The following is a 20,078-nucleotide window of genomic DNA, read 5'->3' on the forward strand; positions in this document are numbered from 1 at the left end:
TGAAGTTTAGATAATCTGATCAAATATCAAACTATAAAATCTTCGTAAAATGATTATTTGTTATAAAACTACTTTTAACAATTACTAAAACAGCATATTTTTTTGCAGAAACATTTTTTTGATGAGATGTAGAGAGATGGAAAATGAACAAGATTTAAGTAAATTAACTGATATATTTTTTGATATTTATAAAAATGCAAGAATATCAGGACAAATTTATCAAGTTGAAAATTATAAAAATAAAAATATTGTTTTTATGGATAATAATTTTTCGTATATTCATATATTTCAAGGAGGTAGCTTTAAAATTAAAAGTAATGAACAAAAAATAAATGAGATTGTACACGACGGGGATGTTATCGTTATTCCTTCGAGATTTAAGCATTCTATCGAAATTATAGAAGATAAAGCTGTAGAACCATCTGTTATTACATGTATTTTTCAATTAAACGGCGTATATGGACAAACAATCGCTGAAGGATTACCCAAATATATATTAGTTCCCTCGGACCAAAATGGTAAAGTTGCTGAGTGGGTACCAATGACAGTAGCTGCAATAAAATTAGAACTTGATCAACCTTCTTTAGGTAGTCAGGTTATGCTTTCAAGTGTTATCGATTTGCTATTGGTATGGTCAATAAGATTCTGGCTAAATAAAGAAACACTAAACCATAAAAGTTGGATTTCAGCTTTGCAGAATCCTGCTATTAGCAAGGCGTTATTCTTAATGCATTCTAACCCTGCTAAAGAATGGACCGTAGAAATTCTTGCCAAAGAAACTAATCAATCTAAATCAAAGTTTTCAAAAAATTTCATAGAATTGGTAGGTACTACTCCAATTAATTACCTCAAACATTGGCGAATGAAGTTAGCCAATCAATATTTAATTGAAACGAATAAAAGTATTTCACAAATTGCTGATTTAGTTGGTTATTCTTCACCAGCTGCTTTTACCAGATCTTTTATTCAAACATTTGGTTATAGCCCAAGAAAATTTAGAGAAATGTCGGAAACTAAAGCTAAATAATAGAAAGGAACTATAGATTTTAGATACAGGCTTATTCATTAAAATAATTAAACGGTTGAATAAGCCTGTAGGATAATTTTAATTTTATGCATCAAAGCCTAACTAATTTATAAAAACAATCGCTATGGATCCTTTTCAATATTAGTTCGCTGTGTTTGGCGCATCCTCTACACCACTGTTTATTGAATGTGAACAGACTAATTTCCCTTGATTACTAGCGGCTCTCCATTCCGTATAAGGTCCATCAATTTCAGCTTTGGTATGATTTTGTAAAGCTAAAACTGAATCACCAATTGCTAATAACTGCTTACGCATCAAACTAAAATCAATCGCATCTCGACCAAACGATGGTGCCCAAAGGGACCATGGACCAGAAATAGTCGCCATAGTTGGAATTAAGTTCTGATGTGATGCGTTTCCAATACCACCAAAATCACATTGTTTTGGGGAACGTTGAATATTTGGCATATCTTGCCCAGTCGAAATCAGTACCGCAGGTAGCTTATGTCTTTGAGCAGCTTCAATTGCGACTTTTTGCATCAAAAGATGATCTTCAGCTACAAACCAAGCCTGAGGCTCTGCTCTACCTGAAAACTCTAATGTTCTCCCCCAACCCAAATCTTTTCTTGGTTTTGCTACTATTTCACGTGTTCCCAAGTGCTCTACTGCAAAAACAAAACTCACTTTACCGTCTTTATATTCTTCATTGAGTTCTTCCATATATCTAAAAGTTCCTTCTTTAGACATATGCAAATGACCAGTATTAAATGCAAATTCATATGTTTTTTGTCGGCATTTTAACGGTAACTTTGCAAAATATTGGGCTAACGCAAGTAACCCACTCACACCATTTTCTTGTACCCACGTATTACCATCCGTGTTCGCGACAAATACAATTTTTTCATGACTTAACCCTGGTAATGTTGCAATCAAATTTCGAGTAGTTGTTGTGTCTCTTTCTGCCTGAACTACAATTTTTGCTTGTGAATTACTTGTGGCTAAAGCTTTTACCTCGGCAAATTCATCTGCACCTAAAAACACTGCAGGAAGTCGATAATGTAACCCATTATGCGGATCGAAATAATCTTTGATTTGATCTCTAGGAACATCAAAACCAAGAATCACACCCGCAGCACCCACCTTTCCAGCTGCGATTAAGTCCTTATTCATTAATTCGCCTGCTAAAAAAGGCTTATCGTATCTCTGTGTTTTAAGATCATTAAGAGATGGGCTTAGATATTTTGCAAACTGAAATAAAAATGCATAAGGGGGTGCAACCTGATTTACATACACAGGATCTTGCACAGTTGGAATTTCACGTACAATAATTTTACCTCGATGTTCTTCCGTGATGGCTTGATTACTTGCAAGAAAGACCAATTGTCCATTATTTCCAGTCAATGTTGTACCTAATGAATAAGGAACAGCACCAGCAATTGCTATATCTTTACCATTAACAGATAACTGACCTGAACGAGATAAACTACGTCCTTTGCCATTTTCAGCCACAATCATCGGTTGCCAACGCTGAATTTCATAACTATCCGATCGTACTTGCATATTTGGTATTTTTTTTGCTTCAAGTTCAATCCAGTCCACCAATTGCTTATGTGCAAGACTACCTGTTGAACGTAATTGAGCTAAATCAGGACCAACTTGAACAAATTTTTCTAAAGTATCCACGTCAGCAAAGAGCTTCTCATCCATAATGGTTGGACATGAATCACCTACTTCCGGTAGATTGCTTGAACCAGTGTCCTTGTCATTTCCACAACCTGAGACTAAAAATCCAAGTAAAACTATACCTATAGTCTGTTTATATATTTGCTTTACTTCCATATTGATTCCCTTCATTACTCAAATTAAGCATATTTTTACGATAAGAAATTAATTTTCGAACACTCTGTTTTTAAAATATCCTTATAAATCAAAAATATATTTTGCTTAATTTCATAGCTACACTAAAAATTAGAACAAAGTAAATTGCTCATTAAACCTTAAATAGAATTTCGATCATTCATATAAAGTTGATATAAATCTTATTATTAACTACTAAGTAAAAAATAACGCTTCTGGGTCATTTAACCTCTAATATAGGACATAAGATTAAAAATTCCCCTCAATTTCTTATTAATCTTCGATAGCCTTTCTTTTCAAACTCTTACGATATTGATTCGGAGTCAAATTTGTTTGTAATTTAAACCAAGAAATAAAGGAATGACTTGTATAAAAACCTAAAGCTTTTGAAATAAATAAAATTGAATGCTGATAGTTTTCTAAAAAATTTTCAGCTAATTCAATTCGAACTTCATCAAGTAACTTGCTGTAAGAGCTCTCTTCAAGCTGAAGCTTCCGACTCAATGTTCTGACATTTATGCCTAACAGCTCTGCAACATTTTCACGAGACAAACGATCATAGTGAAGCAATAAATAGATTTTTGCTTTAGTCTGTTGAATAAAGGTTTGTTCGCCCCGTTGTTGTTCTAATAATTTTGAAGCGAATAATCGCACGCTATCATATAATCCCGCATTTTCAGTCTTCAATGCCATATTTAAAGATTTTGGTGACAATACCAAAGCAGTTTCTTTTTGATTGAAATAGACTGGGCACCCAAAAAACTCATCATAATAATTCTGTAATTCAGGTTTCGCCAGACTATGTGCGAAATGTACTGCTTTAAGAATGCAGTATTCTTCATTTCGAACTAAACGAATTAGACTCAACCACCATGACAAATTATATTCATTAGCACATCTACTAAATACTGGATCAGTTGATCTACATTTCCATTTCCAGTAGATAGCTTCTGACTCAATTTGGAGAGAAATATCTCCAATACATCCGATTAATGGTTGAAACTCTTTTAATGTCTCAATCGCTTTATACAAACTAGAAGATAAAGGGACTAGATGTCCTAAAACTCCATAAGCTGTAGAATCCATCTTTTTAAAAAAACTTAAAGCAATCGTTGGGTCATTACAAATACTATATGTATAAGCAATAATCCTCTCAAAGTAGTAAAGTGGAATACATTGATTTGAATCACTTAGTTGCTCTTCTGTGAGAGTACTCTGTAATAATAGCTCTCGGCGCTCGATTCCAAAAAAATTTGCATGATCTAAAAAATGGTTGACTAAACCAACAAGCACTTTTACTTCACAAGTTCCTTCAAGTTTTTTATGTAATGCAATGGTCATCCTTGCCATCCAAGAGAACTCCTACCTGAGTGCTAAAAAGTTTAAATCAACTTAATAATATAATTCAAATGAATGAGGTTTTAAGTTTGTGTTTTTATTCAATACTGATGTGCCTCTTATTACAATCTTCAATTTAGCTTTTCATTGGTCCTTCATTTCGATGCTTCACCACTCTTTTCAATAGTTCAACTTTGTTAGCCTGTACTCGATAGTTGTGCAATAGCCTATTTACCCCACTCTTTGGTGAAACCTGCTTTAGAAGAGAAAAAGTTAGTAAGTTTATTGGAACAACACGCGGTTACCTTGCCTCCTTTTTATTTGTTTTATACCAGCCGTAGATTGATGTCACCTGCTTTTAGAATTGTTAAAGATACCTTGAGTGAAATATAAAAAAAGTCCTCATTAGAGGACTTTGATTTATAAATTATCGATTTTTTAGACGGGAAAATTAATTAACGAACATAGAGTGGATCTTCTTCAACAAAAAATACTTCACCCGATGAAGGTAGAATCCATTGATAGGTTCCGTCTATTTTCTTCATTTTTTCTTTAAAAATATTATATATCGCTACAAGATCATGTTTTTCATCATATTCCCCCATATAGCCAAGCGCCTTTTCATCATGAAACTCTTTAAACATTTTATGCATTTTGACGGCTCTAAGTTCCATATCTTTTCTCCTTTTTATTATCACTACAATGATTATGATCTCTTTTTATTTTCAATACTAAAAAAAATGTACCAAAATATATCTTATATAATATCAATCAAATATTTATTGGATTTTAATATTTATCAAACCTAAACTTTTCCATATCGTATGGTATGTCTAGCTTCACACTCCACTGGCTTAATTCTTCACTAATTATAACCGCATCAACTTCAAAAGCATCTCGCTCACTAAAACCTTTTGTTTTTAAAAAATTAACAAAACTAGAGGAGTTTATTTTATTAAGATATCCGACTCTTAAAGTATCTATATATACTGCGATTTTATTTGTTTCTTTTTCGAGGCAGATTACAGCATTTTTAAAGACCTTCACGCTACCGACATTTTGGTTACCGACTAAAGTTATCAATTCTTCTTGGTATAAAATCACAATTATTTCATGTTCAAAAAAGTTTTTGTGATCTGTAAATATTTTCCCAGCTATTTTTAGGGTGCTTTCGGGGAGCTCTAGATTAACCGTAGAAAAAACCTTAAATAAAATATAAGCAAAAATAAATAAGATAAAAAGAATTATTATAAAATACATATTAAAATATTCCTCTTAATTTTATAAATTGGCAAAAAGAATAATTATTCTTTCTACCAACCAATATTTTTAAGAAAAAATATAAATTACTATATTATGATTTTTTCTCATTTTTATCATTTTGATTGACTTTTTCTACGTCATTTTGCTCAGGAGTTTTAGGTTCAAACTCTTTACCATCTTGTTGTTGCTGTTGTTGCTCTTTTGATTTGTCTTGATCGCTTTTAACTTGGTCCTGAGACATTAGAGTCTCTCCTATTTAATGGTGTGCAGATGATTATCTAGCACTTAGTTAACATAGTCCCTTTACCTTTATATAGATACAACGCAAGTGTATCTGAATGTGATACTGTTGTTTATTATGACAATAATATATATATTTTAATCACCACACAGAATAAATTCTTTAAACCCCTATATTTTTTATTATTTTAAGCCTTATTAACTTTACGCTCACACCCCCAAGTAAAAATTTAACCCACAAAAACAATATCATAAAGTTTTTATATTTTTGGATACAGATGCGAATATTATATTTTTACAGACTATATAAATAAAATAGATTTTAAATATCGATTAATTCGCATCCTTGACTTAAATTTTACTATTTAAATCAATATATAAGATATTTTTAAAAAATTATATCGATATTAAAGTATATAGAGGAACATATCTCTACATACCACTCCCATAACTACCGCAATGTAACTCAGTGAAAGGTATACTATCAAGCTTCACTACTCTTATTAAGAAGTTTAAAATGTCTGATTTTAAAGACTTTTCAAAAAAAGCAACTCAAAACCAAAATGACTCCGATCCAAAACCAAATGAGGATAAAGTTGAAAAACCTACCCAGCCATCTGAATCAGAAGATTCTTCACCAATTAAAAATAATGAAGAAAAAAATAAATAAAAAGATAAAATTTTAATTAATATGAAAGAAGTCCATTTTTTGGACTTCTTTCATATTAATTTTTTATAAACAAACCTTTCAAGCAGATCCCTTAAAAACTCAACACCTAATTAATTTTTAAATTTACTTAAATCTTTTGAATTAAAATCTTGATCGACATGTTTTTGTATTAATGAAATAAGTTCTTCATTTACTTGTCGAATTAGCTGTGCTTGTAATCGGTTATCTTCAAGCTCATCAATTAACCGAATAATAATATTCCTTAACCATTCACACTCTATTTCTTTCTCTGCATTTTTCTGGGCAAGATAATTTAAAAGTTTATCTTTTTCAATCAATTTATCTCCCATATAGACACCTACAATCCAAACTAAATTATTTTCTTTAGATTACAGGATAAAAGAATAGATTCATGAATAATTATGTATGGATAAATTTCAAAAATTAAATCTATAAAATATTTAAATTTTATTTTAATGAAGAGGATAGCTTCAAAAATCCACCCTCTTTTATAATAAATTATTTATTTTAATTTAGGTAACTAAAAGTTTCGTATTCAGGATTAATTCAACTCTTTTTTGTGCTTCATAGAAGTCAAGTTCTTCACTTATCCAAAATGAATGAAGTTGCCCATCTAAATGAAAATACTCTTTATTATATTGAGAACCATGATCAGAATAATGGTTGTCTACTTTGAAATGAGTTTGATCATTCTTTCTTTTTTGACCATCAAGTATGCCGCCAATACAGATATCCATTTTAATGCCAATTATTAATCGAAATTGACTATAACACACATAGATCGGTTGCTCTAAAAAGAGTTGTTACCCGTAATTTTTCTACCATTTATCAATGTATTATAGTTCTACTGTGTCTGCTTAAATTTACAGGTAATAAAAAATAATTTGTATGTCTAGGATATTTAAATATGCAATATTAGTGTTTAATTTTCCAGATTTCATATTAGTGAAAATAACCCTTCTTTGATTAGATAAATCTCTATATGCTGCAATGAACCACTTACAGAAAATTATTCGAATGGCCGAACAGATCCTACTACAAGAGCTTAACTCGCGAATCGAATATTATTCTTCAAGAACGGACTATCCGCTACGCAGAATTTTAATAGGCTACCGCGCATACGCAAAATTAATGTTATGCTCCTCTTTCTCAGATGAGGTCATAAATTCTGCAATTGATCCAAACAAACGCAAATATAAAAAGTTAAAAATTAAAATTACTAAAGATGATAATCAACTTGATCTTGAATAAATTAATTCGTTCATTAGTTTTTATAGATAACTGATTTAATTATATAAAAAATTAAAATCCTTTTTGAAATATAACCGTTTTTAACTCTCAAAATGATTAGAAAATAGCAAATGGGCATTTTCTTTTGCTCATTTACAATTTCAATGATCGCAGGATGATAATGATCAATACTTGCAATATTGTCGTAAACATCCAGATAGTGATGCCCTGCTGCTACCGATTTGAACCAAGAAAATAATTTGCTCTTAAACTTATTTTTTCACAGGCAGTAGTAAAACAGGGTCTTCAATGTCATAACCAGTTTCTTCTGGAACCCCCAAATATCTAACTACAACCAACCTATTATTGTGTTTAGGCACGCTATAATTTTGGGAAATTTTTATTGCTTTGGTGTAATGAACCGCCACATGGGCCTTACTTTGTAAAGATGGCGATTTTACAACATATTCGGTTTTATATTGTGTGATCTTTCCTGAAGGATCAAACCAAGCTGATATTTGATTTTGATGAGTTTTTAATGTCTGAATTTTTACAGTCTTACTATTACTTACGATCAAAGGAGTTAAATTTCTTTTAATTTTTTTAAGCGCTTTATCAAACGCTGTACTATCTTGATCATAATCAATCTTATGTGTTTTTGGATTGATATAGAGAGATTTAACTTCGATAAGTTTGTCAGGCGATTTACTATTTAATAGATAATAATATAGTTGTGGTAAACGTCCTCGACCATCTTCGTAGTGTCTTAATACATAAAGTTTCTTCTCTTTTTGCTGATAACCCAATACTTCAATTTTTTGTCCACCACCCACTGTCGCATAACTATGTGCGGATAAAGTTAGAATCGTGCTAAAAGTTAAAAATTTTAGAAATTTCATCAGTTCATATCCTTGTGATCTGGTAACTATATTGTATAAATATCAATCAGATTAAAATGATACTTGAGTAAGTGTTACTTGCTGTTTTTATATTCTTTTGTACAGAAGCAGCTTTTTTAAGGAGGGAGTTCTCTAATTATTATTTTTCCCCCTTCACACGACTCATCTAGCTTTTAGACCTAAGTCACCATAAATGAATGGGCTTATGCAGTATTACGTTTATAGGAGAAATAAGAACATCCTGCACACGATGCCATAATAATTGCTATACCAAAGATCTGAAAATGATTTAATCGTTCATCTAAAATCAGCCATCCAGCCAAAGCACTCACCGCTGGTGATGCGCTCACTAATATTCCAAAAACTCGCGGATGCAGTTTTTTCATCGCAATCATATCTAATATAAATGGAATAGCACTCGCCAGCATCGCCATGAGTAAACATGTCAAAAGAATCTTATAACTATCAAAAATATGGATAATGTGAGAAGCCCCTAAAGGTGTTGCAAACAAAGCCGCTAGGAACATTCCAGTTGCAACAGAGCTTCCGCCACCTTGTGCAACTTTAGAGCCATAAATAACATACAGTCCCCAACCCACGGCAGCCACAAGCGCATACGTCATACCAATAAAACTAAAGTTATTGTTTGAATTGCCCATAGGTAAAAAAAGCAAACCAATAAGAGATAATGCTCCCCAAAAATAATCTAATTTATTTTTGGACATTAAAATAGCAACCGTAAGTGGTCCCAACACTTCGATGGAAATCGCGATCCCCACAGACATATAAGAAAATGCTTTATAAATTAAAGTATTCATTAAAGTGAGGATGGCCCCATAAATAATGAGATTTTTCCAATTGGTCTGCTTATTCCAATCTCTCCAAGGTTTATAAACAATCCATAAGAAACATGCTGCTAAAGCAAGTCGAGTTAAGGTCACTCCTTCTGCACTCAGAATTGGAAAAAGGGCTTTTCCTATTGATGCTCCTATTTGCACAGAAACTAAAGATAGAAATGCGGCTGCAAATGCCATGCCTTGCTTGGAGTTTGTCTCAATCATCATATTTACCACTCTGGGAATGATTGAAATTTTAATTCTATATAATCAATATATTTCTTCTATTTCCCTCAATAAAACGATTAAATAACTCTATATTTAAAGCTTAATGAGAGATTTACTCATGTCAGATATTTCTTTAGATAATTTTGATTATGCAATCTTAAGAATACTTCAAAAAGACAATAAAACTTCGCATCGAGAAATTTCTGAAAAAATTGGCCTATCCTCCGCTTCAGTTCAAAGACGTATATCTCGTATGGAAGAGAAGGAAATCATTTTAAAGAATTGCGCTATTTTAAATCCGCTTAAATTTGGAGAAAAAATTACTTCTATTATTGAAGTCCGACTTAGCGAAGACCGCTCCGTAGTTATGGACAGAGCGAAGCTATACTTTGCTTCTGTTGAAGAAATTCAACAGTGCTACTTTGTGAATGGAGGTGTCTCTTTTATCATTATCATGCTGAGCAACAACTTATCTCATTTTGAAAGTTTAGTTAGAAAACATTTTGCTGATAATGAAGATGTAAAAACATATCGAACCTTAATTGTTTTAGATCGTGTAAAAGTAAACTTTGAGTTAAATATTTAAACTCGTCTACTTTTTGGCTTCTTCCCCCAAACATAGGCTGAAACATCTAAAGAAAGCTATTAGAAATCATATTCCAATACCCTTCTCTGTCGTCTACCCCATCTGAGCTTAAGTGCTGAATAATTGCGCCTTCCATCATATATAAAAAGAGTTTTGCATCCTGAAAAGTCGCATCATTTTTTAGTTTTATGAGCTGGCTATAGATTTCATTGATGAGCCACGTTCGATATTTAATTGCGACTTGATAGGCTTTTGAATAGGTCAGTTTCGTTTCAAAAATGGCTTTAAATAGTAAGTAGTAAAGCCCCTCTAAATCGGTGTGTAAGAAATAAAGCTCCTTGAGTTTATCCCTAGCGCTTGTGTGGCTGGTGTACTCAGCAATTGAAACCACTTTTTCTTTTAAACGTTCTTTTTGCACGATCAAACAGATTTCGATAAACCGCTCTTTCGAGTGAAAGTAATTATAAAAAGTCGCTTTTGGAATTCCGCACTCTTTCACAATTTTGTCGACCCCAACAGCATGAAAGCCGTGATGGTGAAATAAATTAATCGACGTATTAATAACTTGTATGGCACGTGTAGGGAGAACTAACTTTGGCATCGTTTTACCGTTATAAATTCTTGTTGTTTCTAATGAGATACTTTTTTGAGAGAAAAAAAGGCACAGCAAAGCCCATAAAGACTGTGCATGGCACATCTCAAGTTTTGTTATTGCTAAGTTTTAAATAAAAAAGACTTAAAGCCTGAAAACCTTAGGGCAATCAAGCTGCTTTAAATTTTAAGCTGTGTCGTTATAGCTTTTGGCATCGAGAGCCAAGAAATAATGGATGTGCAAAGCCAACTCCTTTTTATTGGGAGTTCTGCCAGACATTAAAATTATGGTGGCAGAACGGAAGAGGGTTCGCGGACTGGTTTCGACTCCAGCACACCCGAGGGTGTCCCTCTCCCGTCCTACCGCTACGGGAGGAGACGAGGAGATGCTCACACAAAACTATTCCTCAGAAGAAATAATCCTGATGTGGTCGAAAAAATCGGTCCGCGACGACCGACTGGCAATGTGGCCAGCAGGCAAAGAATAGTGCCCAACCCTTTTACAGTCAAGCACGCAAAATGCCATTTGTTTTAAATTAAATCATTAGAAAGTAAGGCTAAATAATGAGGGAGTTATTGTTAAGTGGTGGTTATAAACTAGAAATAAGATCATCAAGAAATATTGATGGAGAACCATGCCCAATCATATCATTCCACTCATATTGTCCTATCGTAAGTTCTAATATTCGAGAGAAACGTTTCTCTATTAAATAATTTTCCTCTTTAGTAATTTTTAATTGCTCACATTTTAATTTCAAAAAGAAACAGTCACTATTACTACAATAGAAACCTTCTTCAATGAATTCTTCAAGCCCTAAGAAGAAGACTAACCATAAGAAAAGTTTAATTTCTGTATTTTGCCAATCCACATTTCTACGAGAAAAAACAGATTGATGAGTGTGATCTTTATTGCTTATCTTAGCAATATTTATAGCTTTTATAACATACTTATTTTTTACAACATTAGACTCTTGATCAGAATCAAAATACTTTAATAAATAACGTTTTAAACATGATTCAACTTGAGTTTTACTAAAACTAAGTTCTTCAAAAGTACACTGTTTTTCAAACAAATATTGTAAAGTTACGATAGGTAATTCAATAGTGTTTTCTTCAATAGAAGTTTGTTCATATTCCCATAAAAATAATTTCCCTTGAAAAATAGGACATAAAAATTCTATCAGTGAGTTATAGGAATGATCTGGTTTAAAATCTTCTGCCGATATTTTTTTAGTTTTGCTAAACAACTTTCCCTTTACATCTTGTGATTTAAGCAAATCCATATGCCCATAATGTTTTACTACTAATAGAAAATGCTTCCAAAATTCTGGATGATGTTCCAAAAGAACATGAGCCACTTGTAAAAGCTTTGAAAATTTATACCCTATTGGTTTGCCATGTTTTGCGCTTAAAATTGCTTTTATTAAGATAATATATCCATCACCAAATGAACCTGTTTTGATTTCATAAAGTTCAAATTTTTCATCAAAAGAACTATGCCATTTCCAAAACCAACCATAATCGGTATCTCCATTTACCCAACCATATTCAAATAAATCTCTTAATTCATTAAAATCATCTGGAATTTCAGAATAATTAATATGTGAAAGCTGTTCCATTATCTTCATTAACTCCAGAGTAAAGAGAAATTTATTTAAAGAATTATATATAAATTTGATATGTTTCACATTATTTCTTACAATTGCCAATTATTCAAAATAATCTTCTATAAAAAGTTAGAGATAAATCTATGGCTGAAATGATTCCTGAAAGTATTTTAAAAATTCATAAAGCAACATCTGGTGAGAAGAAAATATTCAAAATTTTACGAGAAGCTCTTCATCCTGATGATGAACATTATGTTTGGTATGATACTCCTGTACTAGGTCGATATAGCGACTTTGTAATTTTCAGTCAAGATTTCGGCATAATAGTCTTAGAAGTAAAAGATTGGTCTAAAAATAGATTTAAAAGTTTTAATCCGCGTAAATTTCGCGGTAACTTCTATAATGAAAATGAAGAAGTAGAAGTTATAAACCCATTACAACAAGCAAGAAATTATGTCAATAAAATTCGAGACCTTGTAGGAAAGAATACTTCTCTAATTCAAACTGAAGGTGAATATTCAGGAAACATCCGCTTTCCTATTGGTAAATGTATTGCTTTTACAAATATGAACCGTAAAGAAGCAAATGAGTTAGGATTAATTAATGATTCAATAATACCAAATGATCAAGTATTGTTTTCTGATGACCTTAATTTTGATCTAGATGATAGAGATGAATGTAAAAATTTTATCAAAAAAATAAAAGCTTCTTTAAAATTTGATCGCATTAATTTTCCTTTTGAACCACTAGGTTTTAAAGAGTTACAGCATCTAAGATATACTTTATTTCCTGAAATCCGTATTGGTGATCAAACAGAAATATTAAATATAAATAATATTAAAGCTTTAAGTATTGAACAAGAAAAGGTCGCAAAAAATATCGGTGAAGGACATCGTATTCTAAAAGGTGTAGCAGGAAGTGGGAAAAGCGTTGTGCTCTCGTGTCGTGCTAAGTACCTCCAGCAGACAAATCCTGAGTGGAAAATTCTTGTTATATGTTTTAATCTTAATTTATTAAATCAACTTAAACTTAATATTTTAAATGAAAATTCACCATCAAATATCACTATTACTCATTTTCATGGACTAGTTAAGAAAATTACTCAAGCAAATTTAAAAAAATATCCAGATGAAGATCAAAGTCAATATAATGAGCGAATAGGTCATTTATTATTCGACCATATAAATCAAAATTCTACTGAAAAATATCAAGCGATTTTAATTGATGAAGGTCAAGATCTTTCAGATGATTGGGTGCGTGGAATAACCAATCTAATTGATCCTGAGACAAATAGTATCCTATTTTGCTATGACCCAGCACAGAATGTGTTTGGTAGAAAGCGTCCTAATTGGAAATCTGTGGGACTAACGGTACAAGGTAAAAAGCCAACTGAACTCAAAGAATGCTATAGAAATACAAAAGAAATTCTTAAATTAGCAAGTTTATTTTCTGATGGTTCAAATGAAATATTAACAGATGAAGATGATTTATCTTCTCGTCTAATACCCAATATAGAATATTGCCATTCTGGCTCTGACCCAGTTCTTAAGCAGTTAAACAATAGTGAAGAATTAACTTTATTTTTGACTAAAGCAATTCAAAAGGCAGTTTCATCAGATAAATACACATTTAAAGATATTGGCATCATCATTGCGCCTAGCAGTAACGATTTGCTTCCACTGATCAGAAAAAACTTATTAGAGACTTTCGGCTCTGATGCAGTCACTTTTTTACTAAGACGTGAAGAAAAGCTGAACTTTAATCCTTTATTAAATAGCATTAAAGTTATGTATATTGAAGGCTGTAAAGGTCTAGAATTTCCGATAGCATTTTTTGTTGGTTTAGATAGCATGCCTAGAGAAGATAGAGATCCAGAGGCTGAAAAATGTCTTGCATATGTAGGAATAACTAGAGCACAGCAACATTTAATTATCCCCTTTATAAATGATCGAGGCTATATCTCTCACATTTACAATCATTTTAATTAGTTGTAAATAAAATTAAAGGGAGATCATATTTTTTGATCACCCTTTATATATAAAATCAAAGATAAATTTATTTTGGATAGCTGAATTGACTTATAAAAACCATTTCTACAATATATCTATCTCTTTTAAATTAATCTAAATTTTAAGAGTATTTCTTAAAATCATATAAACATAATAGCTTCCTATATTCTGAATTTCTATCATCTTCTAAACTATCAATATAATTTTTCAAATCATCAAGACTAAGAGTATCATTCAAAATAAAGTGAAATATTGCATCCAACTTATAAGTCTTTCTAATTTGGTCAGTATCTAAAATACTCTGAATTGATGTAGCTGGAAAATTTTCAAATCTATCCTTTTTAGAGTTTTGATGATAAGCATAAATTTTATCACTTTGAGACCTTTTCAGTGTTGCAGAACACTTCAATTCCGGACAGATTTTACTAAATCCATAAGCTGGAAACCATTGATTAATCGGGACAACCATATCATCTAATAGTTCAACTATTTCACAGTTATTTGTATTGATGATTTCAAAATATTCACTTATAAACTGGGCAGGATTATTGATTTTATATAAATACTTAATATTTTCTTTTGAATCAATTGCTAAAACTTTATCAGAATTTTTCAGAGTCTCGATATCATCTGCAACACTAACTTTAATCGTTCCACCCGCAACAATTTCCCTGACAACATCCAGAACTTTTCTAACTTCAAGTGCTGAAACTGGCAATGATAAATCTTCAATAGCTTTATATATACTCATATAATCATCAGTTTTAACCTTATTAATTCTAATCATAGAACCATTAATTAAAATATCATGATCTTGAATATCTAAAGAATCTGATCCTGCCTCATACTCTACAAGTAAAAAGTTTTTTCTAATTTCTTCAGCTTCTGGAGAATTAATTTCCACATACTTATAAATCGTACTAAGGATCTCTTTAATATTTGTATCGCCAACACTATAACCTAAAAAAATAATAGGATTATGTACAAACAAAGAAATTAGCTGTGCTCTAATTAACTCATATCTTTTAAAAAATATATCATAATCTTTACTTGTTAAAATTATTTTTTCTGGATGATTAACACATCCATGAATTTTATAAATAGACCCATAAGGATTACTTAAAAGAATTTCATTCCCGATTAGTGGCTGAAATTGAATTAAGTCTTCAATCATACGGTCATAATTTGTAGTTACAACAGATGAAATATTCTTCGATACTCTTTTGAATGTCTCTATCTCTTCCCTTCTTTCAGACCTGTAATTTAACGGAGTTAATAAATTTTTTACATAGATTTTAAAACGACTTAAGGTTTTACCTTGACGAGCAGCTTGATAGAATAATTGATTAATATCAGAGAATTTACCATCTTTATCATTCTGAGCAATCTCATTAAATTCTTTTTCTAAGGTTTCAGCTAGTTTCATTAAATCATGAGAGCCGTCATGCTGATTGTAAACTGTACTCTTTAAATCATAAAATTTTTCATCACTTCCATACAGTTCAATAGCAATATATTTCAGTAACCCTTCCCATGTAAATGAATTATCTAAATATCTTAAGCTTAGTCCAGTCCCTACAAATAATACTGGATGGTTTTTGTAACCACTAACAAATTCAAAAATATCCATGCTACCGCTTCTAATGTGTTTTTCTAAAGACATTCTCATCTTATATTCTTGAAACTGTTCAAGCAATTTAGAAATTGACTTTATTTTTTATACTTCTCATTAGGTTACTTTGAGTGCCAGTTCCCTAAACAACGATGACCTGAAAATTTCAGAGCTTTGCTTTTATTTATGAACCCAAGGAATGGCTAGTGAGCTAACCTAAGCTGATTTAGCCGAAGTATTCTCCCCTTTCATGACTAATGATAAAGAACCTAACACAGGTGAATTTTTTTACCTTAGCTATAAGTTAATAAACAAAAACGACTAAAAAATCTATGTGGAACAAAAAAAATTGAGTTTTTAATAGCGATTTATAATGAAGATTCATATCTAATTTAGGTTTAAAAAACATGTCTGAAGTCGACGCAATGCTACAAGAAATTAATACTTTTTTAGTTCAAAATGGCTATCCACCTTGCTCTCATATAAATCAATTCACATCTGAGCAATGGTTTGATTTTTCACAAATTGCCTCAAACCAGTATCGCCACTTAGCGCTAGGGGATCTTTTCAAGAAGTTTGGTATAGACACAGCTACCAAAACTCCTATTAGATGGTAACAACACAATCACCAAAAAGGAGCTTCTAGCTCCTTTTTGACTTTAAGAATTTGATAACTGCTAATTACTATTGAATCACACATTACGGCGCAAGTCTGTAACACGTAGATGTAAATAAAGCGACTCTATTATTCAAACCGTCTGTTATCAACACTTCATAATGCGCAAATTTCTTACTACTTCCGACCTTGGTTGCTGTCGCAAATAACGCCCTATCTTTAGGACCGCTCATATAGCGAATATCAGCCTGTAGTCCCGTATATGGCGCATCCCCTGCATTACAAGCCATCGCAAAAGCAATATCGGCTAAAGAAAATATGACGCCGCCATGCACGCCGCCCAATGCATTCATGTGCTCATCTTTCACATTAAGCTGGCAACGTGCTTCATCAAAACTGCGATGCAGCACTTGTACACCCAATAGCTCTGCGAATTGATCAACCGCAGTGGTTTCCATTTTTTGCACAAACGTCTCCCTACTCATGCGAGTATTCCCTAAATGTTATGAATCCATTATTGAAATCGACTGATTAAAAGCTGTTAAACACTATCTTGTTTAATCTGATAGTTTGAAGAACTAAAGTCCTTATAGGTCAGGCGTTCATCCAATTCTGAGCTTAAAGGCTGAACTTCTTGCATTGAGTTTAAGCAGCGCTGTGCAAGTTCAATGTATTCTTGCGTGCCTCTGGTTTTCCACTTTTTTTCTTGTTCTGATAAATCACGTGCAACCTTGGCAGGACTGCCCATTGCCAATACATTTGCCGGAATAACGTCTTTGGTTTTGACCAGACTATTTGCGCCAATAATGGTGTTTTCACCAATTTCGGCATAGTCCAAAATTACGCTGTTCATGCCGACTAAAACATTTTTTCCAATGCGGCAGCCATGTAAAGTTGTGCCATGCCCTATGTGGCCCATTTCCTCAACTAAGGTCACGCTTTGTGGAAAACCATGGATGGTGCAGTTATCTTGTATATTGGCATTTTGCTTAATATGGATACGGCCAAAATCGGCACGCAATGAGGCAAATGGCCCGATATATACACCCGCTTCAATAATCACATCACCAATTAAAACAGCAGTTGGGTGTACAAAAGCCTCTGGGCTTACCACCGGAATAACACCGTCAATACTATAACAAGGCATGATTTAACCTCTCATTTGTCGCCACCAAACCTCCGAAACGGCGCCAATAATGTGCTGTGGCATTTGGCATTGGTCCTTCTGCTGTTGCGGCAACAGACAAGAAGTATTCATCCGCAGGTTCAAATACTTTTTTATAAATATTCATTGATAAAGTTCGTGCACTAATCGCAGGCCAGTCAGTTGGCAACAACTCAAGCGGCAATGCAGGGTCTTTCAACAAAATCCGTCGATAATAATGAATCAGCAAAGTTCGAATTTGAAAGGCCTGAACAGGTTCGAGTTGTTCGTTTTCCTGCATCAGCAACACGCCAATTTCTCTAAAAATATCGAGAAACTGTAAATATCTTTGACGTAATTCATCAATTGGCCAGTTGGTTCTGAGCATACGACCAATGGTATCGACCGAATTATTAAAGAGCTGCAATGTTTCGGCTTTAAACACCACCACTTGCTCACTCATATTCAAGTCAACCAACAAGCGTTGCAGTTCAATACGGTTACAGCCCGGATAAGCCATTAAGTTTGTGGAAATATTGGCAAATCCTAACCATTCCAGTTCTTTTTTTAACAACGCTTTATTTTCAGTATCGAGGCTAGACATCAGAATAAGATCCCAATAATGGTCCCACTCTTTCATCTGGTCGTTATAAATACGTTGCTCGGCTTGCAAATAAGTCGAACGGCTCGAATCGGTAATTCGATAAAAACTGGTTCTGCCAATTTTGTCTGAACATAACCAATCATTTTTAACTAAACGAAAAACAGAGGTTCTTACAGCACGGTCATTAAAACCAAATAGCTCTAATAACTGAATCAGGCTTGCAAGACTAATGTTTCCACCCCTATGAAGTACTGAATCTCCAAAAATTGTCGAAATAAGCGAAGTTCCACTTAAGGTCTCATTCTTTACAACAGAATCAATTATTTGCTGTATTTTTGCACTCATACTCATGTCTTGGCGTTTAGTTTCAGGGTATAGATTCTATACCCTGAATGATCTTGATGTTAAGCAATCTGACGCATATCGATTACCCGCTTTGCCTTACCTTCCGAACGAGGTAAGGTCGCTTCTGTAACAACCTCTACAGTAACGCTAATCCCAATCATGGTTTTAATGCGTTTCATCAACTCCTGAGCAAGTTGATTGGCCTGTATAGTACAGTTATGACACATCTCTGTACGAATATGCAAAGTATCCATATGGCCTTTTTTAGTCACCAAAATTTCATAATTTGGAACTAAATGCGGAACTTGCAAAATTTGCTCTTCAATTTGGGTCGGGAAAACATTCACGCCGCGAATAATGAGCATGTCGTCACTACGGCCCACAATTTTATCCATCTTACGCATTGCCAGATTTTCGCCAGCGAGTAAACGGGTCAAATCACGGGTACGGTAACGAATAATCGGTAAGCCTTCTTTGGTAATGGTCGTAAAGACTAACTCACCAAGTTCGCCATCTTTACAGACTTCACCCGTTTCAGGGTTAATAATTTCTGGGTAGAAATGATCTTCCCAAATCGTTAATCCCTCGCCCTCACCTAAGCACTGCATCGCAACACCCGGACCCATCACCTCAGACAAACCATAAATATCGAGTGCTTTAATATTGAGGCGTTCTTCAATTTCACGGCGAAGTTCGTTGGTCCACGGCTCGGCACCAAAAATACCGACTTTTAAAGATGTATTACGTGCAGTACCAAATTGTTGTTCCAGCTTTTCAATAATACTGACGCAATACGATGGCGTAACCATAATTGCAGTAGGTTTAAAGTCTTGAATGAGCTGAACTTGCTTTTCAGTTTGTCCACCAGACATTGGAATCACGGTTGCACCTAAGCGTTCAGCGCCATAATGTGCACCTAGACCACCAGTAAATAGTCCATAACCATAAGCAACCTGAATCATATCTTTGGCACTTAAACCCGCCATGCGTAAGCAACGCGCAACAATGTCCGACCAAGTATTAATATCTTTTTGAGTATAACCCACCACGGTCGGTTTACCCGTTGTGCCCGATGACGCATGTAAACGCACAATTTGCTCTTGCGGTACGGCAAACATTCCAAACGGATAGTTGTCTCTTAAATCCTGTTTGGTGGTAAATGGAAATTTCGCCAGATCGTCCAAAGTTACGAAGTCATCAGGATGTACACCCGCTTCATCGAACTTTTTCTTATAGACCGGACTATTTTCATATACAAAAGTCAGGGTTTGTTTTAACCGTTTAGTTTGCAGCTCTCTAAGCTCTGCAAGTGTTAATTGTTCAACATTATCCGTTGTAAGGCTGTCCATCGCCTC

Annotated in this window: 22 protein-coding genes and 2 pseudogenes; 7 read left to right on the forward strand and 17 right to left on the reverse strand. The window is 33.2% G+C overall.

Annotated elements, in window-relative coordinates:
* The first annotated feature begins 136 nt into the window (after window positions 1-136).
* Window positions 137-1,027 (forward strand): AraC family transcriptional regulator, encoded by an 891-nt coding sequence (locus HL290_RS08035; RefSeq protein ID WP_198496136.1) that lies wholly within the window; start codon window positions 137-139, stop codon window positions 1,025-1,027.
* Between the two features lie 141 nt (window positions 1,028-1,168).
* Here HL290_RS08035 and HL290_RS08040 read toward each other — a convergent pair whose 3' ends face one another.
* Both HL290_RS08040 and HL290_RS08045 read right to left on the reverse strand, forming a co-directional pair.
* Entirely contained in the window at window positions 1,169-2,866 is a 1,698-nt protein-coding gene (locus HL290_RS08040) for a hypothetical protein (protein WP_198496137.1), read from the reverse strand.
* A 291-nt stretch (window positions 2,867-3,157) separates the two neighbouring features.
* Complete coding sequence (locus tag HL290_RS08045) at window positions 3,158-4,225, reverse strand: AraC family transcriptional regulator (RefSeq protein ID WP_198496138.1); 1,068 nt, start codon at window positions 4,223-4,225, stop codon at window positions 3,158-3,160.
* A 213-nt stretch (window positions 4,226-4,438) separates the two neighbouring features.
* Here HL290_RS08045 and HL290_RS08050 point away from each other — a divergent pair.
* Window positions 4,439-4,615: pseudogene (locus HL290_RS08050) on the forward strand (LysR substrate-binding domain-containing protein); the annotation flags it as partial.
* Between the two features lie 62 nt (window positions 4,616-4,677).
* On the opposite strand, the gene HL290_RS08055 reads toward HL290_RS08050, so the two are convergent.
* The 3 genes from HL290_RS08055 to HL290_RS08065 all read right to left on the reverse strand — a co-directional run bounded on the left by HL290_RS08055 (window position 4,678) and on the right by HL290_RS08065 (window position 5,726).
* Window positions 4,678-4,866, reverse strand: coding sequence for a hypothetical protein (locus tag HL290_RS08055; protein WP_080758575.1), 189 nt, complete (start codon window positions 4,864-4,866; stop codon window positions 4,678-4,680).
* 145 nt (window positions 4,867-5,011) lie between these two features.
* On the reverse strand, window positions 5,012-5,482 hold the full coding sequence (locus HL290_RS08060) for a hypothetical protein (protein ID WP_198496139.1): 471 nt from the start codon (window positions 5,480-5,482) through the stop codon (window positions 5,012-5,014).
* A gap of 94 nt (window positions 5,483-5,576) precedes the next feature.
* Window positions 5,577-5,726 (reverse strand): hypothetical protein, encoded by a 150-nt coding sequence (locus HL290_RS08065; RefSeq protein ID WP_005041751.1) that lies wholly within the window; start codon window positions 5,724-5,726, stop codon window positions 5,577-5,579.
* Window positions 5,727-6,242: 516 nt separating this feature from the next.
* Here HL290_RS08065 and HL290_RS08070 point away from each other — a divergent pair.
* The gene (locus tag HL290_RS08070) at window positions 6,243-6,395 is read left to right on the forward strand and encodes a hypothetical protein (RefSeq protein ID WP_198496140.1); all 153 of its coding nucleotides are present in this window, start codon (window positions 6,243-6,245) and stop codon (window positions 6,393-6,395) included.
* Window positions 6,396-6,505: 110 nt separating this feature from the next.
* Here the strand turns inward: HL290_RS08070 and HL290_RS08075 are convergent, their stop codons facing one another.
* Together HL290_RS08075 and HL290_RS08080 are read right to left on the reverse strand one after the other, a co-directional pair.
* Window positions 6,506-6,745, reverse strand: coding sequence for a hypothetical protein (locus HL290_RS08075; RefSeq protein WP_045125227.1), 240 nt, complete (start codon window positions 6,743-6,745; stop codon window positions 6,506-6,508).
* Window positions 6,746-6,928: 183 nt separating this feature from the next.
* Entirely contained in the window at window positions 6,929-7,153 is a 225-nt protein-coding gene (locus HL290_RS08080; protein WP_005047932.1) for a hypothetical protein, read from the reverse strand.
* Between the two features lie 280 nt (window positions 7,154-7,433).
* Here HL290_RS08080 and HL290_RS08085 point away from each other — a divergent pair, with 280 nt between their 5' ends.
* Window positions 7,434-7,667 (forward strand): hypothetical protein, encoded by a 234-nt coding sequence (locus HL290_RS08085; protein ID WP_198496141.1) that lies wholly within the window; start codon window positions 7,434-7,436, stop codon window positions 7,665-7,667.
* A gap of 115 nt (window positions 7,668-7,782) precedes the next feature.
* Here the strand turns inward: HL290_RS08085 and HL290_RS18645 are convergent.
* From HL290_RS18645 to HL290_RS08095, 3 genes and pseudogenes are all read right to left on the reverse strand, one after another.
* A pseudogene (locus tag HL290_RS18645) lies at window positions 7,783-7,881 on the reverse strand (aminotransferase); the annotation flags it as partial.
* Window positions 7,882-7,918: 37 nt separating this feature from the next.
* Window positions 7,919-8,545 (reverse strand): hypothetical protein, encoded by a 627-nt coding sequence (locus tag HL290_RS08090; protein ID WP_198496142.1) that lies wholly within the window; start codon window positions 8,543-8,545, stop codon window positions 7,919-7,921.
* A 203-nt stretch (window positions 8,546-8,748) separates the two neighbouring features.
* Window positions 8,749-9,609, reverse strand: coding sequence for an EamA family transporter (locus HL290_RS08095; RefSeq protein WP_198496143.1), 861 nt, complete (start codon window positions 9,607-9,609; stop codon window positions 8,749-8,751).
* Window positions 9,610-9,727: 118 nt separating this feature from the next.
* On the opposite strand from HL290_RS08095, the gene HL290_RS08100 reads away from it, so the two are divergent.
* The gene (locus HL290_RS08100; protein WP_016138670.1) at window positions 9,728-10,195 is read left to right on the forward strand and encodes an Lrp/AsnC family transcriptional regulator; all 468 of its coding nucleotides are present in this window, start codon (window positions 9,728-9,730) and stop codon (window positions 10,193-10,195) included.
* Between the two features lie 46 nt (window positions 10,196-10,241).
* Here the strand turns inward: HL290_RS08100 and HL290_RS08105 are convergent, their stop codons facing one another.
* Both HL290_RS08105 and HL290_RS08110 read right to left on the reverse strand, forming a co-directional pair.
* Complete coding sequence (locus HL290_RS08105; RefSeq protein WP_198496144.1) at window positions 10,242-10,796, reverse strand: TetR/AcrR family transcriptional regulator; 555 nt, start codon at window positions 10,794-10,796, stop codon at window positions 10,242-10,244.
* 580 nt (window positions 10,797-11,376) lie between these two features.
* Window positions 11,377-12,405, reverse strand: a complete 1,029-nt coding sequence (locus tag HL290_RS08110; protein WP_198496145.1) for a hypothetical protein — start codon at window positions 12,403-12,405, stop codon at window positions 11,377-11,379.
* Between the two features lie 131 nt (window positions 12,406-12,536).
* On the opposite strand from HL290_RS08110, the gene HL290_RS08115 reads away from it, so the two are divergent.
* The gene (locus tag HL290_RS08115; protein ID WP_198496146.1) at window positions 12,537-14,381 is read left to right on the forward strand and encodes a nuclease-related domain-containing DEAD/DEAH box helicase; all 1,845 of its coding nucleotides are present in this window, start codon (window positions 12,537-12,539) and stop codon (window positions 14,379-14,381) included.
* 142 nt (window positions 14,382-14,523) lie between these two features.
* Here the strand turns inward: HL290_RS08115 and HL290_RS08120 are convergent, their stop codons facing one another.
* Window positions 14,524-16,032 carry an SIR2 family protein gene (locus HL290_RS08120; RefSeq protein ID WP_198496407.1) on the reverse strand — a complete coding sequence of 503 codons (1,509 nt, stop codon included), beginning with the start codon at window positions 16,030-16,032 and terminating at the stop codon, window positions 14,524-14,526.
* A 389-nt stretch (window positions 16,033-16,421) separates the two neighbouring features.
* Here HL290_RS08120 and HL290_RS08125 point away from each other — a divergent pair, with 389 nt between their 5' ends.
* Window positions 16,422-16,631 (forward strand): hypothetical protein, encoded by a 210-nt coding sequence (locus tag HL290_RS08125; RefSeq protein WP_198496147.1) that lies wholly within the window; start codon window positions 16,422-16,424, stop codon window positions 16,629-16,631.
* A gap of 82 nt (window positions 16,632-16,713) precedes the next feature.
* Here the strand turns inward: HL290_RS08125 and HL290_RS08130 are convergent, their stop codons facing one another.
* The 4 genes from HL290_RS08130 to paaK form a co-directional block, all read right to left on the reverse strand.
* The gene (locus HL290_RS08130) at window positions 16,714-17,097 is read right to left on the reverse strand and encodes a PaaI family thioesterase (protein ID WP_198496408.1); all 384 of its coding nucleotides are present in this window, start codon (window positions 17,095-17,097) and stop codon (window positions 16,714-16,716) included.
* 74 nt (window positions 17,098-17,171) lie between these two features.
* Window positions 17,172-17,777: a DapH/DapD/GlmU-related protein gene (locus HL290_RS08135; RefSeq protein WP_198496148.1), complete on the reverse strand. Its 606-nt coding sequence runs from the start codon at window positions 17,775-17,777 to the stop codon at window positions 17,172-17,174.
* Window positions 17,764-18,729, reverse strand: coding sequence for a phenylacetic acid degradation operon negative regulatory protein PaaX (paaX, locus tag HL290_RS08140; RefSeq protein ID WP_000062822.1), 966 nt, complete (start codon window positions 18,727-18,729; stop codon window positions 17,764-17,766). The genes HL290_RS08135 and paaX overlap by 14 nt, the downstream gene beginning before the upstream one ends.
* Before the next feature lie 53 nt (window positions 18,730-18,782).
* Window positions 18,783-20,072, reverse strand: a complete 1,290-nt coding sequence (gene paaK, locus HL290_RS08145; RefSeq protein ID WP_017390397.1) for a phenylacetate--CoA ligase PaaK — start codon at window positions 20,070-20,072, stop codon at window positions 18,783-18,785.
* Window positions 20,073-20,078: the final 6 nt, after the last annotated feature.

This window comes from Acinetobacter sp. AC1-2, from assembly GCF_016124155.1.
Classification (GTDB): Bacteria; Pseudomonadota; Gammaproteobacteria; order Pseudomonadales; family Moraxellaceae; genus Acinetobacter; species Acinetobacter calcoaceticus.

Bases quoted from the DNA above. Each gene is read 5' to 3' on its own strand.
- HL290_RS08035 (WP_198496136.1), top strand. From the start codon at position 137: ATGGAAAATGAACAAGATTTAAGTAAATTAACTGATATATTTTTTGAT.
- HL290_RS08040 (WP_198496137.1), bottom strand. From the start codon at position 2,866: ATGGAAGTAAAGCAAATATATAAACAGACTATAGGTATAGTTTTACTT.
- HL290_RS08045 (WP_198496138.1), bottom strand. From the start codon at position 4,225: ATGACCATTGCATTACATAAAAAACTTGAAGGAACTTGTGAAGTAAAA.
- HL290_RS08055 (WP_080758575.1), bottom strand. From the start codon at position 4,866: ATGTTTAAAGAGTTTCATGATGAAAAGGCGCTTGGCTATATGGGGGAA.
- HL290_RS08060 (WP_198496139.1), bottom strand. From the start codon at position 5,482: ATGTATTTTATAATAATTCTTTTTATCTTATTTATTTTTGCTTATATT.
- HL290_RS08065 (WP_005041751.1), bottom strand. From the start codon at position 5,726: ATGTCTCAGGACCAAGTTAAAAGCGATCAAGACAAATCAAAAGAGCAA.
- HL290_RS08070 (WP_198496140.1), top strand. From the start codon at position 6,243: ATGTCTGATTTTAAAGACTTTTCAAAAAAAGCAACTCAAAACCAAAAT.
- HL290_RS08075 (WP_045125227.1), bottom strand. From the start codon at position 6,745: ATGGGAGATAAATTGATTGAAAAAGATAAACTTTTAAATTATCTTGCC.
- HL290_RS08080 (WP_005047932.1), bottom strand. From the start codon at position 7,153: ATGGATATCTGTATTGGCGGCATACTTGATGGTCAAAAAAGAAAGAAT.
- HL290_RS08085 (WP_198496141.1), top strand. From the start codon at position 7,434: ATGGCCGAACAGATCCTACTACAAGAGCTTAACTCGCGAATCGAATAT.
- HL290_RS08090 (WP_198496142.1), bottom strand. From the start codon at position 8,545: ATGAAATTTCTAAAATTTTTAACTTTTAGCACGATTCTAACTTTATCC.
- HL290_RS08095 (WP_198496143.1), bottom strand. From the start codon at position 9,609: ATGATGATTGAGACAAACTCCAAGCAAGGCATGGCATTTGCAGCCGCA.
- HL290_RS08100 (WP_016138670.1), top strand. From the start codon at position 9,728: ATGTCAGATATTTCTTTAGATAATTTTGATTATGCAATCTTAAGAATA.
- HL290_RS08105 (WP_198496144.1), bottom strand. From the start codon at position 10,796: ATGCCAAAGTTAGTTCTCCCTACACGTGCCATACAAGTTATTAATACG.
- HL290_RS08110 (WP_198496145.1), bottom strand. From the start codon at position 12,405: ATGGAACAGCTTTCACATATTAATTATTCTGAAATTCCAGATGATTTT.
- HL290_RS08115 (WP_198496146.1), top strand. From the start codon at position 12,537: ATGGCTGAAATGATTCCTGAAAGTATTTTAAAAATTCATAAAGCAACA.
- HL290_RS08120 (WP_198496407.1), bottom strand. From the start codon at position 16,032: ATGGATATTTTTGAATTTGTTAGTGGTTACAAAAACCATCCAGTATTA.
- HL290_RS08125 (WP_198496147.1), top strand. From the start codon at position 16,422: ATGTCTGAAGTCGACGCAATGCTACAAGAAATTAATACTTTTTTAGTT.
- HL290_RS08135 (WP_198496148.1), bottom strand. From the start codon at position 17,777: ATGCCTTGTTATAGTATTGACGGTGTTATTCCGGTGGTAAGCCCAGAG.
- paaX (WP_000062822.1), bottom strand. From the start codon at position 18,729: ATGAGTATGAGTGCAAAAATACAGCAAATAATTGATTCTGTTGTAAAG.
- paaK (WP_017390397.1), bottom strand. From the start codon at position 20,072: ATGGACAGCCTTACAACGGATAATGTTGAACAATTAACACTTGCAGAG.